Below are 15,112 nucleotides of genomic sequence, written 5' to 3'. Positions count from 1 at the left end.
GCCGGCGGTGGCAGCGGCGGCGGTGGATCGGGCGGCAGCGGAAGCGGTGGCGCCGGCAGTGGTAGCAGCGGCGGCGGATCGGGTGGCTCCGGCAACGGAAACGGCCCCGGCGCCGGATCGGGATCGGCGGGCAATGGATCGGGTAACAGCGGGGGTAACGGCGCCGGTGCCGGCAACGGCCCCGGGAACGGGAACGGCGGGGGTAACGGTAACGGCGCGGGCAGTGGCAGTGGTTCCGGTAACGGTGCCGGTGGCCCCGGTCGCGGTAGCGGCCAGGGCCAGGGTCAGGGTCAGGGTCAGGGGCAGGGCGGCGGCACCGGAGACGATGACGATGACGACGAGTGGCCGTGGTGGCTGGACTGGCTGCCGGGGAGACGCTGATGCGAGGGATCGGACACAGGCCGGAGCGATGCGCCGGCAGACCGGAGTGGATGGCGTGGCGGCCATGACGCCTTCCCTGCCGCGGCTGCTGCTGGAGGACCGCCTCGCCCTGCTGCGCGGTCTCGTGGTGATGGCGTGGTGCCTGCTGCTCGGCATGGGTGGTGTCGAGCTGGCGCTGCGGCTGGATCCGGCGGTTGCCTGGCCGACGACCGCGGGCTTCTCGGTGACCTACAACGCGCTGCTGGCGGTGTTCGCCGTCAACACGCTCGTGCTGACGGCGCTGCTGGCGTACCGCGACTGGTTCGAGCGCGTTCCGCGCGACGCCGAGTACCGGGTGTCATGGCTGCTGGCGCTGGTGCTGGGTTGGCTGGGGCTGCACATCGTCTTCCTCTTCCACGCCAGCGGTGGTCTCGACGGTCCACTGTCGGCGCTGCCACCGGTGCTGCTGGCGGCGGCGCTGATCGTTCTGCCGGGCCGCGCGGGCTGGGTGCTGGCCGCCTGTATCGCGGTCGGGCACGGCCTGGTGGTGACGCTCGCCGATGCCGCCCTGATCCACCCGCAGGGCGCGCTCGCCGCCGCCCTCGATTCGACCGGCTGGCTGGCGGATCTGATCCGGCTGACCGTCGTCGCCCTGGCAGTGGCAACAGCGCTGTGGGCGCGTCGCTGGATGTATCCGGTCGCGTCGCCGCATCATCCGGCGCGGCGCGTCGATCCGGACACCGGCCTGTTCCGCGCCGCCTTCCTGCGCGACCGCCTGCAGCGCGAGCTGCGTCGGGCGCACCGCCAGGGCAGCGCCGCGACCCTGCTGCTGATGGACTTCCGCGAGAGCCGCGACGCCGCCAGCGAGGCCGAGCGCGAGCGCGCCTATGCCGGGTTCCTGCTGCGCAGTCTGCGGATCGGCTCCGACACGCCGGCGCGCTACGCCCCGGGTCTCATCGCGGTGCTCCTGCCCGCCGCCGATGCCGAGGCGGCAGAAGCCTTCTGCCAGCGGCTGGTTGCGCGCTGCAGTGACGATGGCCTGATGGTGCCGCGCATCGGCGGCGCGGTCGCGGAAGGCGGCGCTGCCGATGCCGCCGGCCTGATCGAGCGGGTCGAGTCGGCGCTGCTGGAAGCCCCGGCAGGGGGCGCGCCGCACCTGCTGCGCGCCTGAGTCGCGGCAAGCCGCGCGGACGCGCGCTCAGGAGGACGAGGGGCGTCCCTGGTTGCCGCGCCGCCGGCTGCCGCGACCACCGCCGCCACCACCACCACCACCACCGCCGCCGCCGCGTCGGCGCCGCCCGCCCTGCGAGCGCTGATCGTCGCTGCGCGGCGGGCGCGGGAGCGCCGGCTTGAGGTCGCGCGCCATCCAGCTGTCGGCGTCGGGGAGCTGCGGGATCTTGATGCCGGCGTAGGCCTCGATCTCGGGCAGTGAATAGACCCAGGTCTCGCAGCACAGCGAGATGGCGTCGCCCTCGGCACCGGCGCGCGCGGTGCGGCCGATGCGGTGGACGTAGTCCTCGGGGTCCTGGGGCAGGTCGTAGTTGACGACGTGGGTGACGCCCTCGATGTGCAGGCCGCGCGCCGCGACATCGGTCGCCACCAGTACCGGCAGCTCGCCCTTACGGAAGTTGTCGAGCAGCTTCTCGCGCTTCTTCTGCGGTACGTCGCCGGAGAGCGTGCGCGCCTCGATGTCGTTGCCGCGCAGCGTGCGCTCGATCAGGTCGGCGGCACGCTTGGTGTTGACGAAGATCATCGTGCGGGTGGCGCCGGTGTGGCGCAGCACGCCGACCAGCATGGGCAGCTTGTCCTCGTTGGCGACGTGGACCAGTGACTGGCGGACCTTGTCGGCCGTGACCTGCTCGGGCTCGATCTCGACCCGGGTGGGGTTGTTCATGTGCTCGTAGGCGAGCTCGAGCACGCGGTGCGACAGCGTCGCGGAGAACAGGTAGTTGCGGCGCTGGTCGGCGTCGGGGCAGCGGCGCAGGATGTAGCGGATGTCGCTGATGAAGCCGAGGTCGAACATGCGGTCGGCCTCGTCGAGCACGGCGACCTGCACGTGCTTGAGCGTGAAGACCTTCTGCTTGAAGTAGTCGATCAGCCGGCCGGGCGTGCCGATGAGGATGTCGACGCCGGACGCGACCTGCTCGCGCTGGGTCTCGTACCCGGTACCGCCGTAGACCAGGCCGAGGCGCATGCCGGTGTCGCGCGCCAGCGGCTCGGCGTCCTTGTGGATCTGGATCACCAGCTCGCGCGTCGGCGCCAGGATCACGGCGCGCGGCTGACCGTCGGGGCCGGTGGGCTCGGTGCGCAGCAGGTGGTCGAGCGTGGCCAGCAGGAAGGCGACGGTCTTGCCCGTCCCGGTCTGCGCCTGCCCCGCGATGTCGCGTCCTTCCAGCGCCAGCGGCAGCGCCTTCGCCTGGATGGGCGTGCAGCGGGTGAAGCCGAGCGCCGACAGGTTCGTCTGCAGCGTGTCGATCAGCGGCAAGTCTGCGAAGGGGAGGTTCCCGTCGCTTTCGGATTGGGACATAGGCTCCGGCGCGGTTGCGCCCGGTTGATGGAGGTGCCGACGACGCGCCGCGGGGGAGCCTGCCGGCCGGAGCGCGCTGCCCGCGCCGTTGTGCACCCGCCGCGCGCTGCCGCAGCGGCGCTTCCGTGTACGGATGAATCGGTTGCTTCTATCGCAAGGATACTCCGCAGCCATCGCCGGCGTCTGCAGGCGCAGACAGGGCTTGCAAAACCCGGCGGGCTCAGATTCAATGCACGTACGGCTACCCACACGGCCCGCCGGGCCGGCTGTACGCACCGTAGTAGCCCGTTCCCTACCGCACGCTTTGTCTCGATCGCCACCGGCGTCCGGTGCGCATTCGCGCTGCGGTCTTCATGCTCATTTCATTCCTTCCCAAGAGGAGCATTCAAGCCATGAGCGAAAACGTCACGTCCGTGTCGGCGGACAGCTTCGATAGCGAAGTGCTTCAGGCGGACAAGCCCGTCCTGGTCGATTTCTGGGCGGAGTGGTGCGGCCCGTGCCGCATGATCGCGCCGGTGCTCGAGCAGCTGGCCGGCGAGAAGCAGGACGATCTCAAGATCGTCAAGCTCAATGTCGACGAGAACCAGGAAATCGCGCAGCGCTTCTCGGTGCGCGGCATTCCGACTCTCATCCTCTTCAAGAACGGTGAAGCGGCTGCGACGCAGACCGGCGCCGTGGGCAAGGCACAACTGGCGGCTTTCGTTGAGCAACACATCTAACCAACCCGGCCCGAAGCGCTCCCGTCCGCGTCGGCGGCCGCGCAAGAATCCCAACAGCGGCGGCGCCCCGATCGCGGGCCTGCCATCCGACGAGGAGCTGGAAGCCGAGATCGCGGCGGCGGCGAACGAGCCGGATGCCGACGGCGAGAACGGCGAAAGCGTCAGCATCGCCGACCTCAAGGCGATGACCGCGACCGCCCTGATGGAGATGGCGACCGCCCAGGGCATCGAGAACGTCTCGCGGTCGCGCAAGCCCGAGCTCATCACCGCGCTGGTGCGCGCGGCCGGTGCCCGCGGCGCGCAGATCCACGACACCGGCGTGCTCGAGCTCATGCAGGAGGGCTACGGCTTCCTGCGCTCGCCGGACGCGTCCTATCTGGCCGGTCCCGACGACGTCTACGTATCGGCCAGTCAGGTGCGCCGCTTCGGTCTGCGCACCGGTGACACCGTCACCGGCCGCGTGCGGGCGCCCAAGGAGAACGAGCGCTACTTCGCGCTGCTCAAGGTCAACGAGGTCAACTTCGAGGCGCCCGAGAAGACGCGCCGCAAGGTCAACTTCGAGAACCTGACCCCGCTGTTCCCGGACGAGCGCTTCACCATGGAGCGCGGCAACGGGACCACCGAGGACATCACGGCGCGCATCCTCGACCTGATCTCGCCCTGCGGCAAGGGGCAGCGCGGTCTCATCGTCTCGCCGCCCAAGGCCGGCAAGACCATGCTGCTGCAGAACGTCGCGCAGTCGCTGATGGCGAACTACCCGGACGTCTACCTCATCGTGCTGCTCATCGACGAGCGCCCCGAGGAGGTCACCGACATGCAGCGCACGGTGCGCGGCGAGGTGGTGGCGTCGACCTTCGACGAGGCTCCGGCGCGCCACTGCCAGGTCGCCGAGATGGTGCTGGAGAAGGCCAAGCGCCTGGTCGAGCAGAAGCGCGATGTCGTCATCCTGCTGGACTCGATCACCCGTCTGGCGCGCGCCTACAACACCGTGGCGCCGAGCTCCGGCAAGGTGCTCACCGGTGGTGTCGACGCCAACGCGCTGCAGAAGCCCAAGCGCTTCTTCGGTGCCGCGCGCAACGTCGAGGAAGGCGGCAGCCTGACCATCATCGCCACCGCCCTGGTCGAGACCGGCTCCAAGATGGACGAGGTCATCTACGAGGAGTTCAAGGGCACCGGCAACATGGAGATCCATCTCGAGCGCCGTCTGGCCGAGAAGCGGGTCTACCCGGCGCTCAACATCAACCGCTCCGGCACCCGCCGCGAGGAGCTGATGATCGATCCGGGCGACCTCCAGAAGATCTGGCTGCTGCGCAAGGCACTGCACGACATGGACGAGATCGCGGCCATGGAGCTGCTCTTCGACCGCATGAAGCAGACCAAGACCAACGCCCAGTTCTTCGACGCGATGAAGCGCAACTAGCGCTTTCCGGTGCGGGCCGGCACCGTCCGGCCCCGCCACCGCGGAACGGAGCATGAGCGAGGAACCGGATGCCGACGAAGCGACGGCGCTCGCCGTGCGGCTTCGCGAGCTGGAGGGCGAGCTGCTCGAAGCGCTGAGCGCCGGTGCCGACGCCGCCGATCCGGTAGCCCTGGACCAGTCGCGTGTGGGTCGCGTCTCGCGCGGTGACGCCCTCCAGCAGCAGGCGATGGCGCAGGCCGGGCAACGAGTGCTCCGCCAGCGTCTGGCCGCCGTGCGGGCGGCGCTCGCGCGCGTCGCCAGCGGCGACTACGGGCGCTGCACGGAGTGCGACGACCCCATCGCGCCGGCCCGCCTGCAGCGCCAGCCCGAGGCCGAGCGCTGCGTGCGCTGCCAGTCCGCCAGCGAGGGCGCGTCCGGGCGGTAGATCACTGCAACAAAATCGTCATCGTGCTGTCATGTTGTGGTCGCCCCAACGACCTAGGCTGCGCGCATGACGGAGCAGACAGCCACACGCTACCGGACGATCTGGGTTTCCGACGTGCATCTGGGTACGCCCGGCTGCAAGGCGGAGCATCTGGTCGACTTCCTCAAGGCCAACCAGTGCGAGACCCTCTACCTGGTCGGTGACATCATCGACGGCTGGAAGCTCACCGGCGGCTGGTACTGGCCGCAGGAGCACACCAACGTCATCCGCAAGGTGCTGACCAAGGCCAAGCGCGGCGCCAAGGTCTACTACATCACCGGCAACCATGACGAGTTCCTGCGCCGCTTCGTCGGCTTCGGGCTCAGCATGGGCAATATCCACGTGGTCAACGAGCACGTGCACGTCACCGCCGACGGCCGACGCCTGCTGGTGCTGCACGGCGACGCCTTCGACGTCATCACGCGCTATCACAAGTGGATCGCCATCGCGGGCGACACGCTCTACGAGAACGCCATGCGCTTCAACCGGCACTTCAACCGGCTGCGGCGCCGTCTCGGCATGCCCTACTGGTCGCTGTCGGCCTACGCCAAGCACCGCGTCAAGTCGGCGGTCAACATCGTCTCCGACTTCGAGGAATCGGTGGCCCACGAGTGCCGCCGCCGCGGCCTGGACGGCGTGGTCTGCGGCCACATCCACCACGCCGAGATGCGCGACATCGACGGTGTCTCGTACATGAACTGCGGCGACTGGGTGGAATCCTGCACGGCACTCGCCGAGCGCTACGACGGCACCATCGAGATCATCCGCTGGGTCGATTTCGACCAGCTCAACCAGGTGCCGCCCCGCAACGCCGCCGTGGAGCCGCTGCGCGAGGTCGAGACCGTCTAGCGCGGGGTCGCCGCAACCGAGCGCACCAGCTCGGCGATGCGGCGATAGCCGTCCACGAGGCGCGGGCCGGGCCGGCCGAGATGGGCTTCGGTGATCGCATGCACGCGTCCGGCGGCGATCGCCGGTACCGACGCCCAGCCGGGCCGTTCGAGCACCTTGTCGGCGCGATAGTTGGCCTCGGCCACGCCGCACCAGCTCATCACCACGATGTCCGGCGCGCAGCGCTCCGCCGCCGCCGGTTCGACGGTCACGCTCTTCTCGTCGCTGTCCGCCCAGGGGTTGCGCCCGCCGGCGCGTGCGACCACGTCCGAGACCCAGCTCCGCCCGGCGGCGACGATCACCGGCTTCGGCCACCACTCGACGGCGATGCGCGGGCCGTCCGGATCGGTGCGGTCCGGCATCGCGGCCGTCATGTCGGCGACCAGCGCCTCGCCGCGTTCCGGCACGCCGAGCAGTCCGGCGATGGTGCGGATGTCGGCGAACACGTCCGCCAGGCTGACCGGATCGGCGACATGGACCGGAACACCGAGCGTGCGCAGGCCCGCCACCACCGTCTCGTGTCCGGGCACGGTCAGCGAGCTCAGCACGACGTCGGGCTCGAGCGCCGCGACGGCACCGGTATCGAACTGCAGGTCGCGTCCGAGCTTGGGCAGCGGCTCGACGATATCGGGCGGGTGGTCGGAATCGGCATCGATGCCCACCAGGGCCGCGCCCATGCCCAGGGCGCAGACGATCTCGGTGTTCGATGCGGTGTGCGAAACGATGCGCATGCCCGCATGCTGCCAGCGCCGGCCGGGCGCGGCCAGTGCGAGTCGGACGCGATGCGTCGCGCGGGGCGTTCCCCAAAACAACCGGGCTATAATTGCGCCTCTTCGGGGCAGTCCCTGCCGCTCCTGATGGTGCCGCCCCGGCTGCACCGGATGCGGGCCGGCTATGGAGGCACGCGATCGGCGCGCGCACATCGCGGCCCTCAGCGACCAAAACAGGATCGAGGCGAATGAGTAACGAAGGTGTCAATACCAAGAGGCGTCGCTTCCTCACCATTGCCACCGGCGTGGTGGGAGCGGGTGGCGCCGCGGCGGCCGCGGTGCCCTTCCTGGCATCGATGGCCCCCAGTGAGCGCGCCAAGGCGCTCGGCGCTCCGGTTTCGGTAACCATCGGCAACATGGAGCCGGGGCAGATGGTGACCACCGCCTGGCGCGGCAAGCCGGTGTGGGTGGTGAGCCGCACCCCGGAAATGCTGAACACGCTCGGCCAAGTCACCGACCGCCTGCGCGATCCGGAATCGCAGCAGCCGCAGCAGCCCGACTACGCCCAGAATCAGGAGCGCTCGATCAAGCCGGAGTTCCTGGTCATCGTCGGCAGCTGCACGCATCTCGGCTGCTCGCCCAAGTTCCGGCCCGAGAAGGCGCCGGCCGACCTCGGCGCCAACTGGGTGGGCGGCTTCTTCTGTCCCTGCCACGGGTCGAAGTTCGACCTGGCCGGACGCGTCTTCCAGGGCGTGCCGGCGCCGCTGAATCTCCCTGTCCCGCCGCACCGCTACGTGTCGGAGACGGAAATCCTGATCGGTGAGGACAAGGAAACCGCGTAATGGCCATCACCCCGAATCCCCACAACACGACCGGCTTCCTCGGCTGGATCGACGACCGCTTCCCGCTGACCAAGCTCTGGAAGGACCATGTCGGCGAGTACTACGCGCCGAAGAACTTCAACTTCTGGTACTACTTCGGGTCGCTGGCGCTGCTGGTGCTGGTCAACCAGCTGCTCACCGGCATCTTCCTGACGATGCACTACACGCCGAGCGCGGAGGAAGCCTTCGCGAGCGTCGAGTACATCATGCGCGACGTGCCATGGGGCAACGTCATCCGCTATCTGCACTCGACCGGCGCCTCGGCGTTCTTCATCGTGGTCTATCTCCACATGTTCCGCGGGCTGCTCTACGGTTCCTACCGCAAGCCGCGCGAGCTCATCTGGATCTTCGGCTGCCTGATCTATCTCGTGCTGATGGCCGAGGCCTTCGCCGGCTACGTGCTGCCCTGGGGGCAGATGAGCTACTGGGGCGCGCAGGTGATCATCTCGCTGTTCGGCGCCATCCCGGTGATCGGCAACGATCTGGTGATCTGGATCCAGGGCGACTACATCCCGTCGGATGCCACCCTCAACCGCCTGTTCTCGCTGCACGTGATCGCGCTGCCCTTCGTGCTGGTGGGCCTGGTGGTCGCGCACATCATGGCGCTGCACGAGGTGGGCTCGAACAACCCCGACGGCGTCGAGATCAAGAAGAACAAGGACGCTTCCGGCAAGCCGGTGGACGGCATCCCGTTCCACCCGTACTACACCGTCAAGGACATCGTCGGCACCGTGGCCTTCCTGTTCGTCTTCCTGGGCGTGGTGTTCTTCGCGCCGGAAGGCGGCGGCTACTTCCTCGAGAAGCCCAACTTCGAGCCGGCCGACCCGCTGAAGACGCCCGAGCACATCGTGCCGGTGTGGTACTTCGGCGCCTTCTACGCGATGCTCCGCGCGGTTCCCGACAAGCTCGGCGGCGTCATTGTCATGTTCGGCGCGGTCCTGATCCTGTTCGTGCTGCCCTGGCTCGACCGCTCGCCGGTCAAGTCGATCCGCTACAAGGGCTGGATCATGAAGGTCGCCATCATGATCTTCGCGGCAGTGTTCGTGATGATGCTGTATCTCGGCACGCAGCCCGCTTCCGACCTGTACACGCTGCTGGCGCGCATCGGCACGATCTACTACTTCGCCTTCTTCCTGCTGATGCCTTGGTACTCGAAGCTGGACCGCACCAAGCCCGTCCCGGACCGCGTGACCGACTGAGCTGCTGTCATGAAACGAATCACAATTTCCCTGCTGACGACGCTCGTCGCACTCCTCGCCGCTCCGCATCTCCACGCCGCCGGTGGTGGCGCGGTGCTGAGCTATTCGGTCGACCTGACCAATGAGCCCTCGCTGCAGCGCGGCGCGCGCAACTTCATGAACTACTGCTCGGGCTGTCACGGGCTGAAGTACCTGCGCTACAGCAGCATCGCGCGCGACCTTGGCATTCCCGAGGCCGTGGTCGAGGAGAACCTTATCTTCGGTGACGCGACGCTCAACGACCACGTCGATTCGGCCATGCCGGCGACCTCCGCGGACTGGTTCGGCCAGCAGCCGCCCGACCTCAGCCTGACCGCCCGCTCGCGCGGCGCCGACTGGGTGTACAGCTTCCTCAACACCTTCTACGTCGACGAGGGCAAGTCCACCGGCTACAACAACCTCCAGCTCGCCGGTGCGGCCATGCCGCACGTGCTCGCCGAGCTGCAGGGCGTGGTGGTGAAGCGCGAGGAGGAGGGCCACGGCGACGGCGGTCACGGTGGCGGCCACGGCGACGATCACGGCCTCGAGCTGGTCGAGGAAGGCGAGCTGACGCCCGCCGAGTACAAGGACTTCACGGCCGACCTCACCAATTTCCTCGCCTACGCCGCCGAGCCGGGCAAGGCCGACCGCATCGCACTGGGCTGGAAGGTCATGTTCTACCTGCTGCTGCTGTTCGGCGTGGCCTACCTGATGAAGCGCGAATACTGGAAGGACGTCCACTGACATGGCGGGACGCAACGCCGCGAGCGTTACCGGCCCCACGCCGGCGAGTGCGCTCGCCGCGCGCCGGGCCGGCTTGCTGCTGTTCTCGGGCGAGGATCATCTCGGCAGCCACTGGGCGCGCCTGATCCTGTGCGAGAAGGATGTCGACGGTGTCGCCATCGAATGGATCAAGGGCGACATCGTCAACGAGGACTGGATGACGCTGTCCCCGCGCGGCGAGCTCCCGACGCTGGCCGACCGCGAGGTGGTGCTCTATCCGGCACGCCTGGTCGTGGAGTATCTCGACGAGCGCTACCCGCATCCGCCGCTGCTGCCGGTCGAGCCGGCATCGCGGGCGCGCGTGCGCATGGTGCAGCACCACATCTCGACGCACCTCTACGACCTCGCCGAGGCCGGTCTTGCCTCGGGGCAGGGCGCGCAGAAGGCGCGCAAGGCCCTGGAGGAGGAGCTCATCGGCCTGGCGCGCATGTTCCCGGCGCGCGGCTTCTTCATGGGCAACGAGATGACGGTCGTGGACACCGCATGGGCGCCGCTGATGTGGCGCCTGCCGTCGCTCGGCATCGCCCTGGATTCGGTCGACGGGATGCGCGCCTATGCCGACCGCCTGTTCGCGCGCGGCGCGTTCCAGCGCAGCCTCTCGTCGGTGGAACGGAACCTGGCCGCCTGACGAGGCCGCTGCCGTCATGGCCCGATCCCGACGTCCGTATCTGATCCGCGCCATCTATGACTGGGCCTGCGACGATGCGCAGACCCCGCATCTGCTGGTGGCCGCGGACTACGAGGGCTGCGAAGTGCCCGGCGAGCACGTCGAGGACGGTCGCATCACCCTGAACGTCGGGCCGAGAGCGGTATCGAGTCTCGACATGACGGGAACCGCCATCGTCTTCTCCGCCCGGTTCGGCGGTCGCCCCTTTCAGTGCCGCGTTCCCTGGGGCGCGGTCCTCGCGATCTTCGGCCGCGAGAGCGGCGAGGGTATCGTGTTCGGCGAGGTCGAATCCGACAGCGATCCGGACGATACGCCCCCGCCGGAACCGGAACCGCCGCGCGGTTCCCACCTGCGCGTCGTCAAGTAGGCCGCGGCAACCGTCGGGCGGGGCATCTGGCGACCGCCGCGCGCGGCTGGCTAGACTGGGCGCATGCCGCTGCCCTCCCGCATCCTCGCTTCAGCGCTTCGCATCGCCTGCGCCGCCGCTCTCCTGCTCGTGCTGGTGCAGGACTGGCCGGCCACGCGCGCGGTTGCCGAGCTGGCGGCACTGCCCGACCACGACCATGCCGCGGAGGCTGAAAGGCTGATGGCCGACGGCCGCCTGGACGAGGCCGACCTCGTCATCGACGCCGGCCTCCACGAGGCCGACGGTGCGGACCGCGCGGCACTGCTGGCGCAGCGCGAGCGGCTCCGTGCGCGACGGGCCAGCTGGCAGTACCGCGCGGGCGAGCTGGCGCAGGGCGCGTGGACCGGGCGCGGTGACAGCACCACCGCGCTGGTCGGCGCCGTCACGGCGGATCTCCTGGTGTTCGGCGATGTGCGCGATCTGGTGATGGCCTCCGCCGACGGTCTGCGCGGACGGCCGGTCGACCCGGTCATCGTGGCCCTGTCCGGAGCCGGGCTGGCCCTCACCGTATGGCCCGGCGCCGATGCCGGCACCGCCGTCCTCAAGCTGGCGCGGCGCAGCGGCGCGCTGGGCGGCACGCTGGCACGGCAGCTGGTGCGCGCCTCGCGGCGCGCCGTCACGCGCCGCGATCCGGCGCCGGTGCAGGGCATGCTGCGGGATGCCGCGACCCTGCAGCGCGCCGGTGGCACGGTCCCCGCCATGCGCACCCTGCGCCACGTGCGCGACCGCGGCGATCTCGCGCGTGCCGCTCGTTTCGGCGTCGGACGGCGCAGCGGCTACGTGCTGTGGGCCGGCGGTGCCGACGCGCTGCGCGCCCTGCGCATCGGGGGCGCCGATGCCGGCCGCTGGCTGCACCGTGCCGCCCGCAAGGGGCCGGACGGCATCGCGCTGGTGGCGCGCAACGCGCGCGTGCTCGCCAGGCCGCACCCGCTGATCGGGCTGACCAAGGGAATCTACAAGGGCAACGCCGGAGCGCTGCTGTCCGATGCGCTGCGCCGTCTCGGCGCCCCGCTGATCGGGCTGGTCGCGGGCTGGCTGCTGTTCGAGCTGGGACGTGGCGTGCTGCTGCTGCGCGGGTCGGGCAGGCGGCGCGACGCGGTCGTCTGAGGCCCCGCAACCGTCGGTACACTGCCCGGACGACAACGACCCGGGGGAGCCATGAGTCATCTGTTGAGCCGGCGCGATCTCGACTTCCTGCTGCATGAATGGCTCGAGGTCGAGGCGCTGTGCGCGCACCCGCACTTCGCGATGCACGACCGCAGCACCTTCGACGCCGTCATCGACGCCGCCGAGACGCTGGCGGTGGAAGCCTTCGCCGATCACGCCGCCATGCTCGACGCCCACGAGCCCGAGTTCGACGGCACCCGCGTGCACCTGATCCCCGAGGTCAAGGCCGCACTCGACCGCTACATCGAGGGCGGCTTTCTCGGTGCGGCCTTTCCCGAAGCCGATGGCGGGCTGCAGCTTCCGTACACCATCAGCCAGTCGGTGGCGGCGCTCTTCTCGGCGGCCAACATCGGCACTGCCGGGTATCCCTTCCTGACCGCCGCCGCTGCCAATCTGCTGCGCGTCGTCGGGTCGCCCGAGCAGCAGGCGCGCTACATGCGCCCGATGATCGCCGGCCGCTTCTTCGGGACCATGTGCCTCTCCGAGCCGCAGGCCGGATCCTCGCTCGGCGACATCCGCACCCGTGCCGTGCCGCGCGACGACGGCAGCCATGCCATCCGCGGCAGCAAGATGTGGATCTCCGGCGGCGAGCACGATCTGGCCGAGAACATCGTGCATCTGGTGCTGGCGCGCATCGACGGCGCGCCCGCCGGCACCAGGGGCATCTCGCTGTTCGTCGTGCCCAAGTTCCTGGTCGGCGACGATGGAACCCTCGGCGCCCGCAACGGCGTCCGGCTGGCGGGCCTCAACCACAAGATGGGCTATCGCGGCACGGTCAACACCGTGCTCAACTTCGGCGAGCAGGACGACTGCGTCGGCTACCTGGTGGGCGAGCCGGGCAAGGGCCTGGCCGGCATGTTCCACATGATGAACGAGGCCCGCATCGGCGTCGGCATGGGCGCCTCGGTACTCGGCTACAGCGGCTATCTGCACGCCCTCGCGTACGCCCGCGAACGACCGCAGGGGCGGCCCCCCGGCGCCGATCCGGCCTCGCCGCCGGTGCCCATCATCCGGCACACCGACGTGCGGCGGATGCTGCTGGCGCAGAAGGCCTACGTCGAGGGCGGGCTGGCGCTGTGCCTGTACTGCGCGGCGCTGGTCGACCGGCGCGAGATCGCCGAAGACGACGGCGAGCGCGACCGCCTCGGCCTGCTGCTCGACATCCTCACGCCCATTGCCAAGGCCTGGCCGTCCGAGTACGGCCTGGAAGCCAACAAGCTCGCCATCCAGGTGCTCGGCGGCTATGGCTACACGCGCGAGTACCCGGTCGAGCGGCTCTATCGCGACAACCGCCTGAACCCGATCCACGAAGGCACCAACGGCATCCAGGCCATCGATCTGCTGGGGCGCAAGGTGACCATGCGCGAGGGCGCCGCCCTCAAGGTCCTGCTGGCCGAGATCGCCGCGACCACTGCCGAGGCGGCGGCGATCGACGACCTGCAGCCGCATGCGAGAGCGCTCGACGATGCCGTGGCGCTGGTCGTCGACACCACACGCCGCGCCGCCGAGCGTGCGCGCGAGCCGGAGACCTATCTCGCCAACGCCGGCGCCTACCTGGACATGCTCGGGCACGTCGTCATCGCCTGGGTCTGGCTGCGTCAGGCGCTGCTGGCGGCGCGGGCCGATCCGGCCGGCGACGGCGAAGCAGCCTTCTACGCCGGCAAGCGGCAGGCCGCACGCTTCTTCTTCCGGCGCGAGCTGCCGCGCATCCGGCACTGGGCCACGCTGGTGGCCGACGGCGAGGACACTTGCCTCACCATGCAGGAGAACTGGTTCTGATGCCCGCCCCCGATCGCTACACGCTCTACGGCACCGAGTTCTCGCTCTACACGGGCAAGGCGCGCGCCTACCTGCGCTACAAGGGCATCCCCTTCCGCGAGGTGCTGTCGACGCTGAGCGTCTATCGCCGGACCATCGTGCCGGGGACCGGGGTCTCGATGATCCCGGTGGTGGAGACGCCCGAAGGCGAGCTCATCCAGGACACCACCGACATCATCGACCGCCTCGAGTCGCGCTTCCCGGAGCGCCCGGTCTACCCGGACACGCCGGCCCAGCGCCTCGCCGCGCTGCTGCTCGAGCTCTACGGCGACGAGTGGCTGCTGATCCCGGCGATGCACTATCGCTGGAACTTCCCGGCCGAGAACCGCCGCTTCCTGTTCGCCGAGTTCGGTCGCGTCGTGCTGCCGCGCGCGCCCGCGCCGCTGCGACGGCTCGCCGGAGGTCGGCTGGCGCGCCGCTTCGCCGGCATGCTTCCCGGCCTGGGGATCGATGAGCGCACCATCCCCGCCATCGAGCAGTGGTACGAAGGATTCCTGCGCGATCTCGACGCGCACTTCGCCGAACATCCCTACCTGTTCGGCGGGCGCGCGAGCATCGGCGACTTCGGCCTGATCGCGCCGCTCTACGCTCATCTCTACCGCGACCCCGCGCCCGGGCGGCTGATGCGTCGCATAGCGCCCCATGTCGCGGCCTGGGTCGAGCGCATGAACGAACCCGAGCCGCCGATCGGTGACTGGCTCCCCGACGACGCCGTACCGGAGACGCTGATCCCCATCCTGCGCCGGCAGTTCGACGAACAGTTCCCGGTGCTCGCCGACACCGCGCTGCGCGTATCCGAGTGGATCGCGAAGCAGCCCGGCGAGCGCATCCGCCGCACCATCGGGACGCATGCCTTCCGCATCGGCGAGGCCCACGGCGAGCGGGCGGTCATGCCCTACGCGCTGTGGATGGCGCAGCGCCCGCTGGACTACTACCACGGCCTGAGCCACACCGCGCGCGCGGCCGCCGACGACCTGCTGGTGCGCGCCGGCGGCGAAGCCGCGATGGCGATGCCGCTGCCGCGCCGTGTCGCGCGACGGGAGAACCGGCTCTATCCCGCCGGCGACTAGCAGACGCCCGCCGCCG

At 69.8% G+C, this 15,112-nt stretch carries 15 protein-coding genes and 1 pseudogene; 14 read left to right on the top strand and 2 right to left on the bottom strand.

Going from position 1 to position 15,112, the window contains the following annotated elements; translation table 11 throughout:
- Together KAH28_RS08165 and KAH28_RS08160 are read left to right on the top strand one after the other, a co-directional pair.
- A pseudogene (locus tag KAH28_RS08165) lies at positions 1 to 381 on the top strand (hypothetical protein); the annotation flags it as partial.
- Between the two features lie 64 nt (positions 382 to 445).
- A complete protein-coding gene (locus KAH28_RS08160; RefSeq protein ID WP_290575509.1) occupies positions 446 to 1,531 on the top strand; it encodes a hypothetical protein in 1,086 nt (361 codons plus the stop codon).
- Positions 1,532 to 1,558: 27 nt separating this feature from the next.
- On the opposite strand, the gene KAH28_RS08155 is transcribed toward KAH28_RS08160, so the two are convergent.
- Positions 1,559 to 2,887, bottom strand: a complete 1,329-nt coding sequence (locus tag KAH28_RS08155) for a DEAD/DEAH box helicase (RefSeq protein ID WP_290575507.1) — start codon at positions 2,885 to 2,887, stop codon at positions 1,559 to 1,561.
- A gap of 392 nt (positions 2,888 to 3,279) precedes the next feature.
- On the opposite strand from KAH28_RS08155, the gene trxA reads away from it, so the two are divergent.
- From trxA to KAH28_RS08135, 4 genes are all read left to right on the top strand, one after another.
- Positions 3,280 to 3,606: a thioredoxin gene (trxA, locus tag KAH28_RS08150; protein WP_290575505.1), complete on the top strand. Its 327-nt coding sequence runs from the start codon at positions 3,280 to 3,282 to the stop codon at positions 3,604 to 3,606.
- Between the two features lie 184 nt (positions 3,607 to 3,790).
- Positions 3,791 to 5,026, top strand: a complete 1,236-nt coding sequence (gene rho, locus KAH28_RS08145) for a transcription termination factor Rho (protein ID WP_366918151.1) — start codon at positions 3,791 to 3,793, stop codon at positions 5,024 to 5,026.
- Between the two features lie 52 nt (positions 5,027 to 5,078).
- Positions 5,079 to 5,450, top strand: coding sequence for a TraR/DksA C4-type zinc finger protein (locus KAH28_RS08140; RefSeq protein WP_290575503.1), 372 nt, complete (start codon positions 5,079 to 5,081; stop codon positions 5,448 to 5,450).
- Between the two features lie 66 nt (positions 5,451 to 5,516).
- Positions 5,517 to 6,338: a UDP-2,3-diacylglucosamine diphosphatase gene (locus KAH28_RS08135; RefSeq protein WP_290575501.1), complete on the top strand. Its 822-nt coding sequence runs from the start codon at positions 5,517 to 5,519 to the stop codon at positions 6,336 to 6,338.
- On the opposite strand, the gene KAH28_RS08130 is transcribed toward KAH28_RS08135, so the two are convergent.
- A complete protein-coding gene (locus KAH28_RS08130) occupies positions 6,335 to 7,108 on the bottom strand; it encodes an ABC transporter substrate-binding protein (RefSeq protein ID WP_290575499.1) in 774 nt (257 codons plus the stop codon). The two genes, KAH28_RS08135 and KAH28_RS08130, sit on opposite strands and share 4 nt — an antisense overlap.
- A gap of 227 nt (positions 7,109 to 7,335) precedes the next feature.
- Here KAH28_RS08130 and petA point away from each other — a divergent pair, with 227 nt between their 5' ends.
- From petA to KAH28_RS08090, 8 genes are all read left to right on the top strand, one after another.
- Positions 7,336 to 7,929, top strand: a complete 594-nt coding sequence (gene petA / locus KAH28_RS08125) for a ubiquinol-cytochrome c reductase iron-sulfur subunit (protein WP_290575497.1) — start codon at positions 7,336 to 7,338, stop codon at positions 7,927 to 7,929.
- The gene (locus KAH28_RS08120; RefSeq protein ID WP_290575495.1) at positions 7,929 to 9,167 is read left to right on the top strand and encodes a cytochrome bc complex cytochrome b subunit; all 1,239 of its coding nucleotides are present in this window, start codon (positions 7,929 to 7,931) and stop codon (positions 9,165 to 9,167) included. The genes petA and KAH28_RS08120 overlap by 1 nt, the downstream gene beginning before the upstream one ends.
- 9 nt (positions 9,168 to 9,176) lie before the next feature.
- Positions 9,177 to 9,929: a cytochrome c1 gene (locus KAH28_RS08115; RefSeq protein WP_290575493.1), complete on the top strand. Its 753-nt coding sequence runs from the start codon at positions 9,177 to 9,179 to the stop codon at positions 9,927 to 9,929.
- Position 9,930: 1 nt separating this feature from the next.
- A complete protein-coding gene (locus KAH28_RS08110) occupies positions 9,931 to 10,596 on the top strand; it encodes a glutathione S-transferase N-terminal domain-containing protein (RefSeq protein WP_290575491.1) in 666 nt (221 codons plus the stop codon).
- A 16-nt stretch (positions 10,597 to 10,612) separates the two neighbouring features.
- Positions 10,613 to 11,002 (top strand): ClpXP protease specificity-enhancing factor SspB, encoded by a 390-nt coding sequence (locus KAH28_RS08105; RefSeq protein WP_290575489.1) that lies wholly within the window; start codon positions 10,613 to 10,615, stop codon positions 11,000 to 11,002.
- A gap of 63 nt (positions 11,003 to 11,065) precedes the next feature.
- A complete protein-coding gene (locus KAH28_RS08100; RefSeq protein ID WP_290575487.1) occupies positions 11,066 to 12,148 on the top strand; it encodes a hypothetical protein in 1,083 nt (360 codons plus the stop codon).
- Between the two features lie 51 nt (positions 12,149 to 12,199).
- Positions 12,200 to 13,987 (top strand): acyl-CoA dehydrogenase, encoded by a 1,788-nt coding sequence (locus KAH28_RS08095; protein WP_290575485.1) that lies wholly within the window; start codon positions 12,200 to 12,202, stop codon positions 13,985 to 13,987.
- Positions 13,987 to 15,096 (top strand): glutathione S-transferase family protein, encoded by a 1,110-nt coding sequence (locus KAH28_RS08090; RefSeq protein ID WP_290575483.1) that lies wholly within the window; start codon positions 13,987 to 13,989, stop codon positions 15,094 to 15,096. Before KAH28_RS08095 ends, KAH28_RS08090 begins: the two co-directional genes overlap by 1 nt.
- Positions 15,097 to 15,112 lie beyond the last annotated feature (16 nt).

The organism is Algiphilus sp. (assembly GCF_023145115.1).
GTDB lineage: Bacteria > Pseudomonadota > Gammaproteobacteria > Nevskiales > Nevskiaceae > Algiphilus.
Note: the sequence above shows the minus strand (reverse complement) of the source record. Positions and strands in the feature narration are given on the sequence as shown.

Bases quoted from the DNA above. Each gene is read 5' to 3' on its own strand.
- KAH28_RS08135 (WP_290575501.1), top strand. From the start codon at position 5,517: ATGACGGAGCAGACAGCCACACGCTACCGGACGATCTGGGTTTCCGAC.
- KAH28_RS08155 (WP_290575507.1), bottom strand. From the start codon at position 2,887: ATGTCCCAATCCGAAAGCGACGGGAACCTCCCCTTCGCAGACTTGCCG.
- KAH28_RS08105 (WP_290575489.1), top strand. From the start codon at position 10,613: ATGGCCCGATCCCGACGTCCGTATCTGATCCGCGCCATCTATGACTGG.
- KAH28_RS08115 (WP_290575493.1), top strand. From the start codon at position 9,177: ATGAAACGAATCACAATTTCCCTGCTGACGACGCTCGTCGCACTCCTC.
- rho (WP_366918151.1), top strand. From the start codon at position 3,791: ATGACCGCGACCGCCCTGATGGAGATGGCGACCGCCCAGGGCATCGAG.
- KAH28_RS08130 (WP_290575499.1), bottom strand. From the start codon at position 7,108: ATGCGCATCGTTTCGCACACCGCATCGAACACCGAGATCGTCTGCGCC.
- KAH28_RS08095 (WP_290575485.1), top strand. From the start codon at position 12,200: ATGAGTCATCTGTTGAGCCGGCGCGATCTCGACTTCCTGCTGCATGAA.
- KAH28_RS08110 (WP_290575491.1), top strand. From the start codon at position 9,931: ATGGCGGGACGCAACGCCGCGAGCGTTACCGGCCCCACGCCGGCGAGT.
- KAH28_RS08090 (WP_290575483.1), top strand. From the start codon at position 13,987: ATGCCCGCCCCCGATCGCTACACGCTCTACGGCACCGAGTTCTCGCTC.
- KAH28_RS08100 (WP_290575487.1), top strand. From the start codon at position 11,066: ATGCCGCTGCCCTCCCGCATCCTCGCTTCAGCGCTTCGCATCGCCTGC.
- trxA (WP_290575505.1), top strand. From the start codon at position 3,280: ATGAGCGAAAACGTCACGTCCGTGTCGGCGGACAGCTTCGATAGCGAA.
- KAH28_RS08120 (WP_290575495.1), top strand. From the start codon at position 7,929: ATGGCCATCACCCCGAATCCCCACAACACGACCGGCTTCCTCGGCTGG.
- KAH28_RS08160 (WP_290575509.1), top strand. From the start codon at position 446: ATGACGCCTTCCCTGCCGCGGCTGCTGCTGGAGGACCGCCTCGCCCTG.
- KAH28_RS08140 (WP_290575503.1), top strand. From the start codon at position 5,079: ATGAGCGAGGAACCGGATGCCGACGAAGCGACGGCGCTCGCCGTGCGG.
- petA (WP_290575497.1), top strand. From the start codon at position 7,336: ATGAGTAACGAAGGTGTCAATACCAAGAGGCGTCGCTTCCTCACCATT.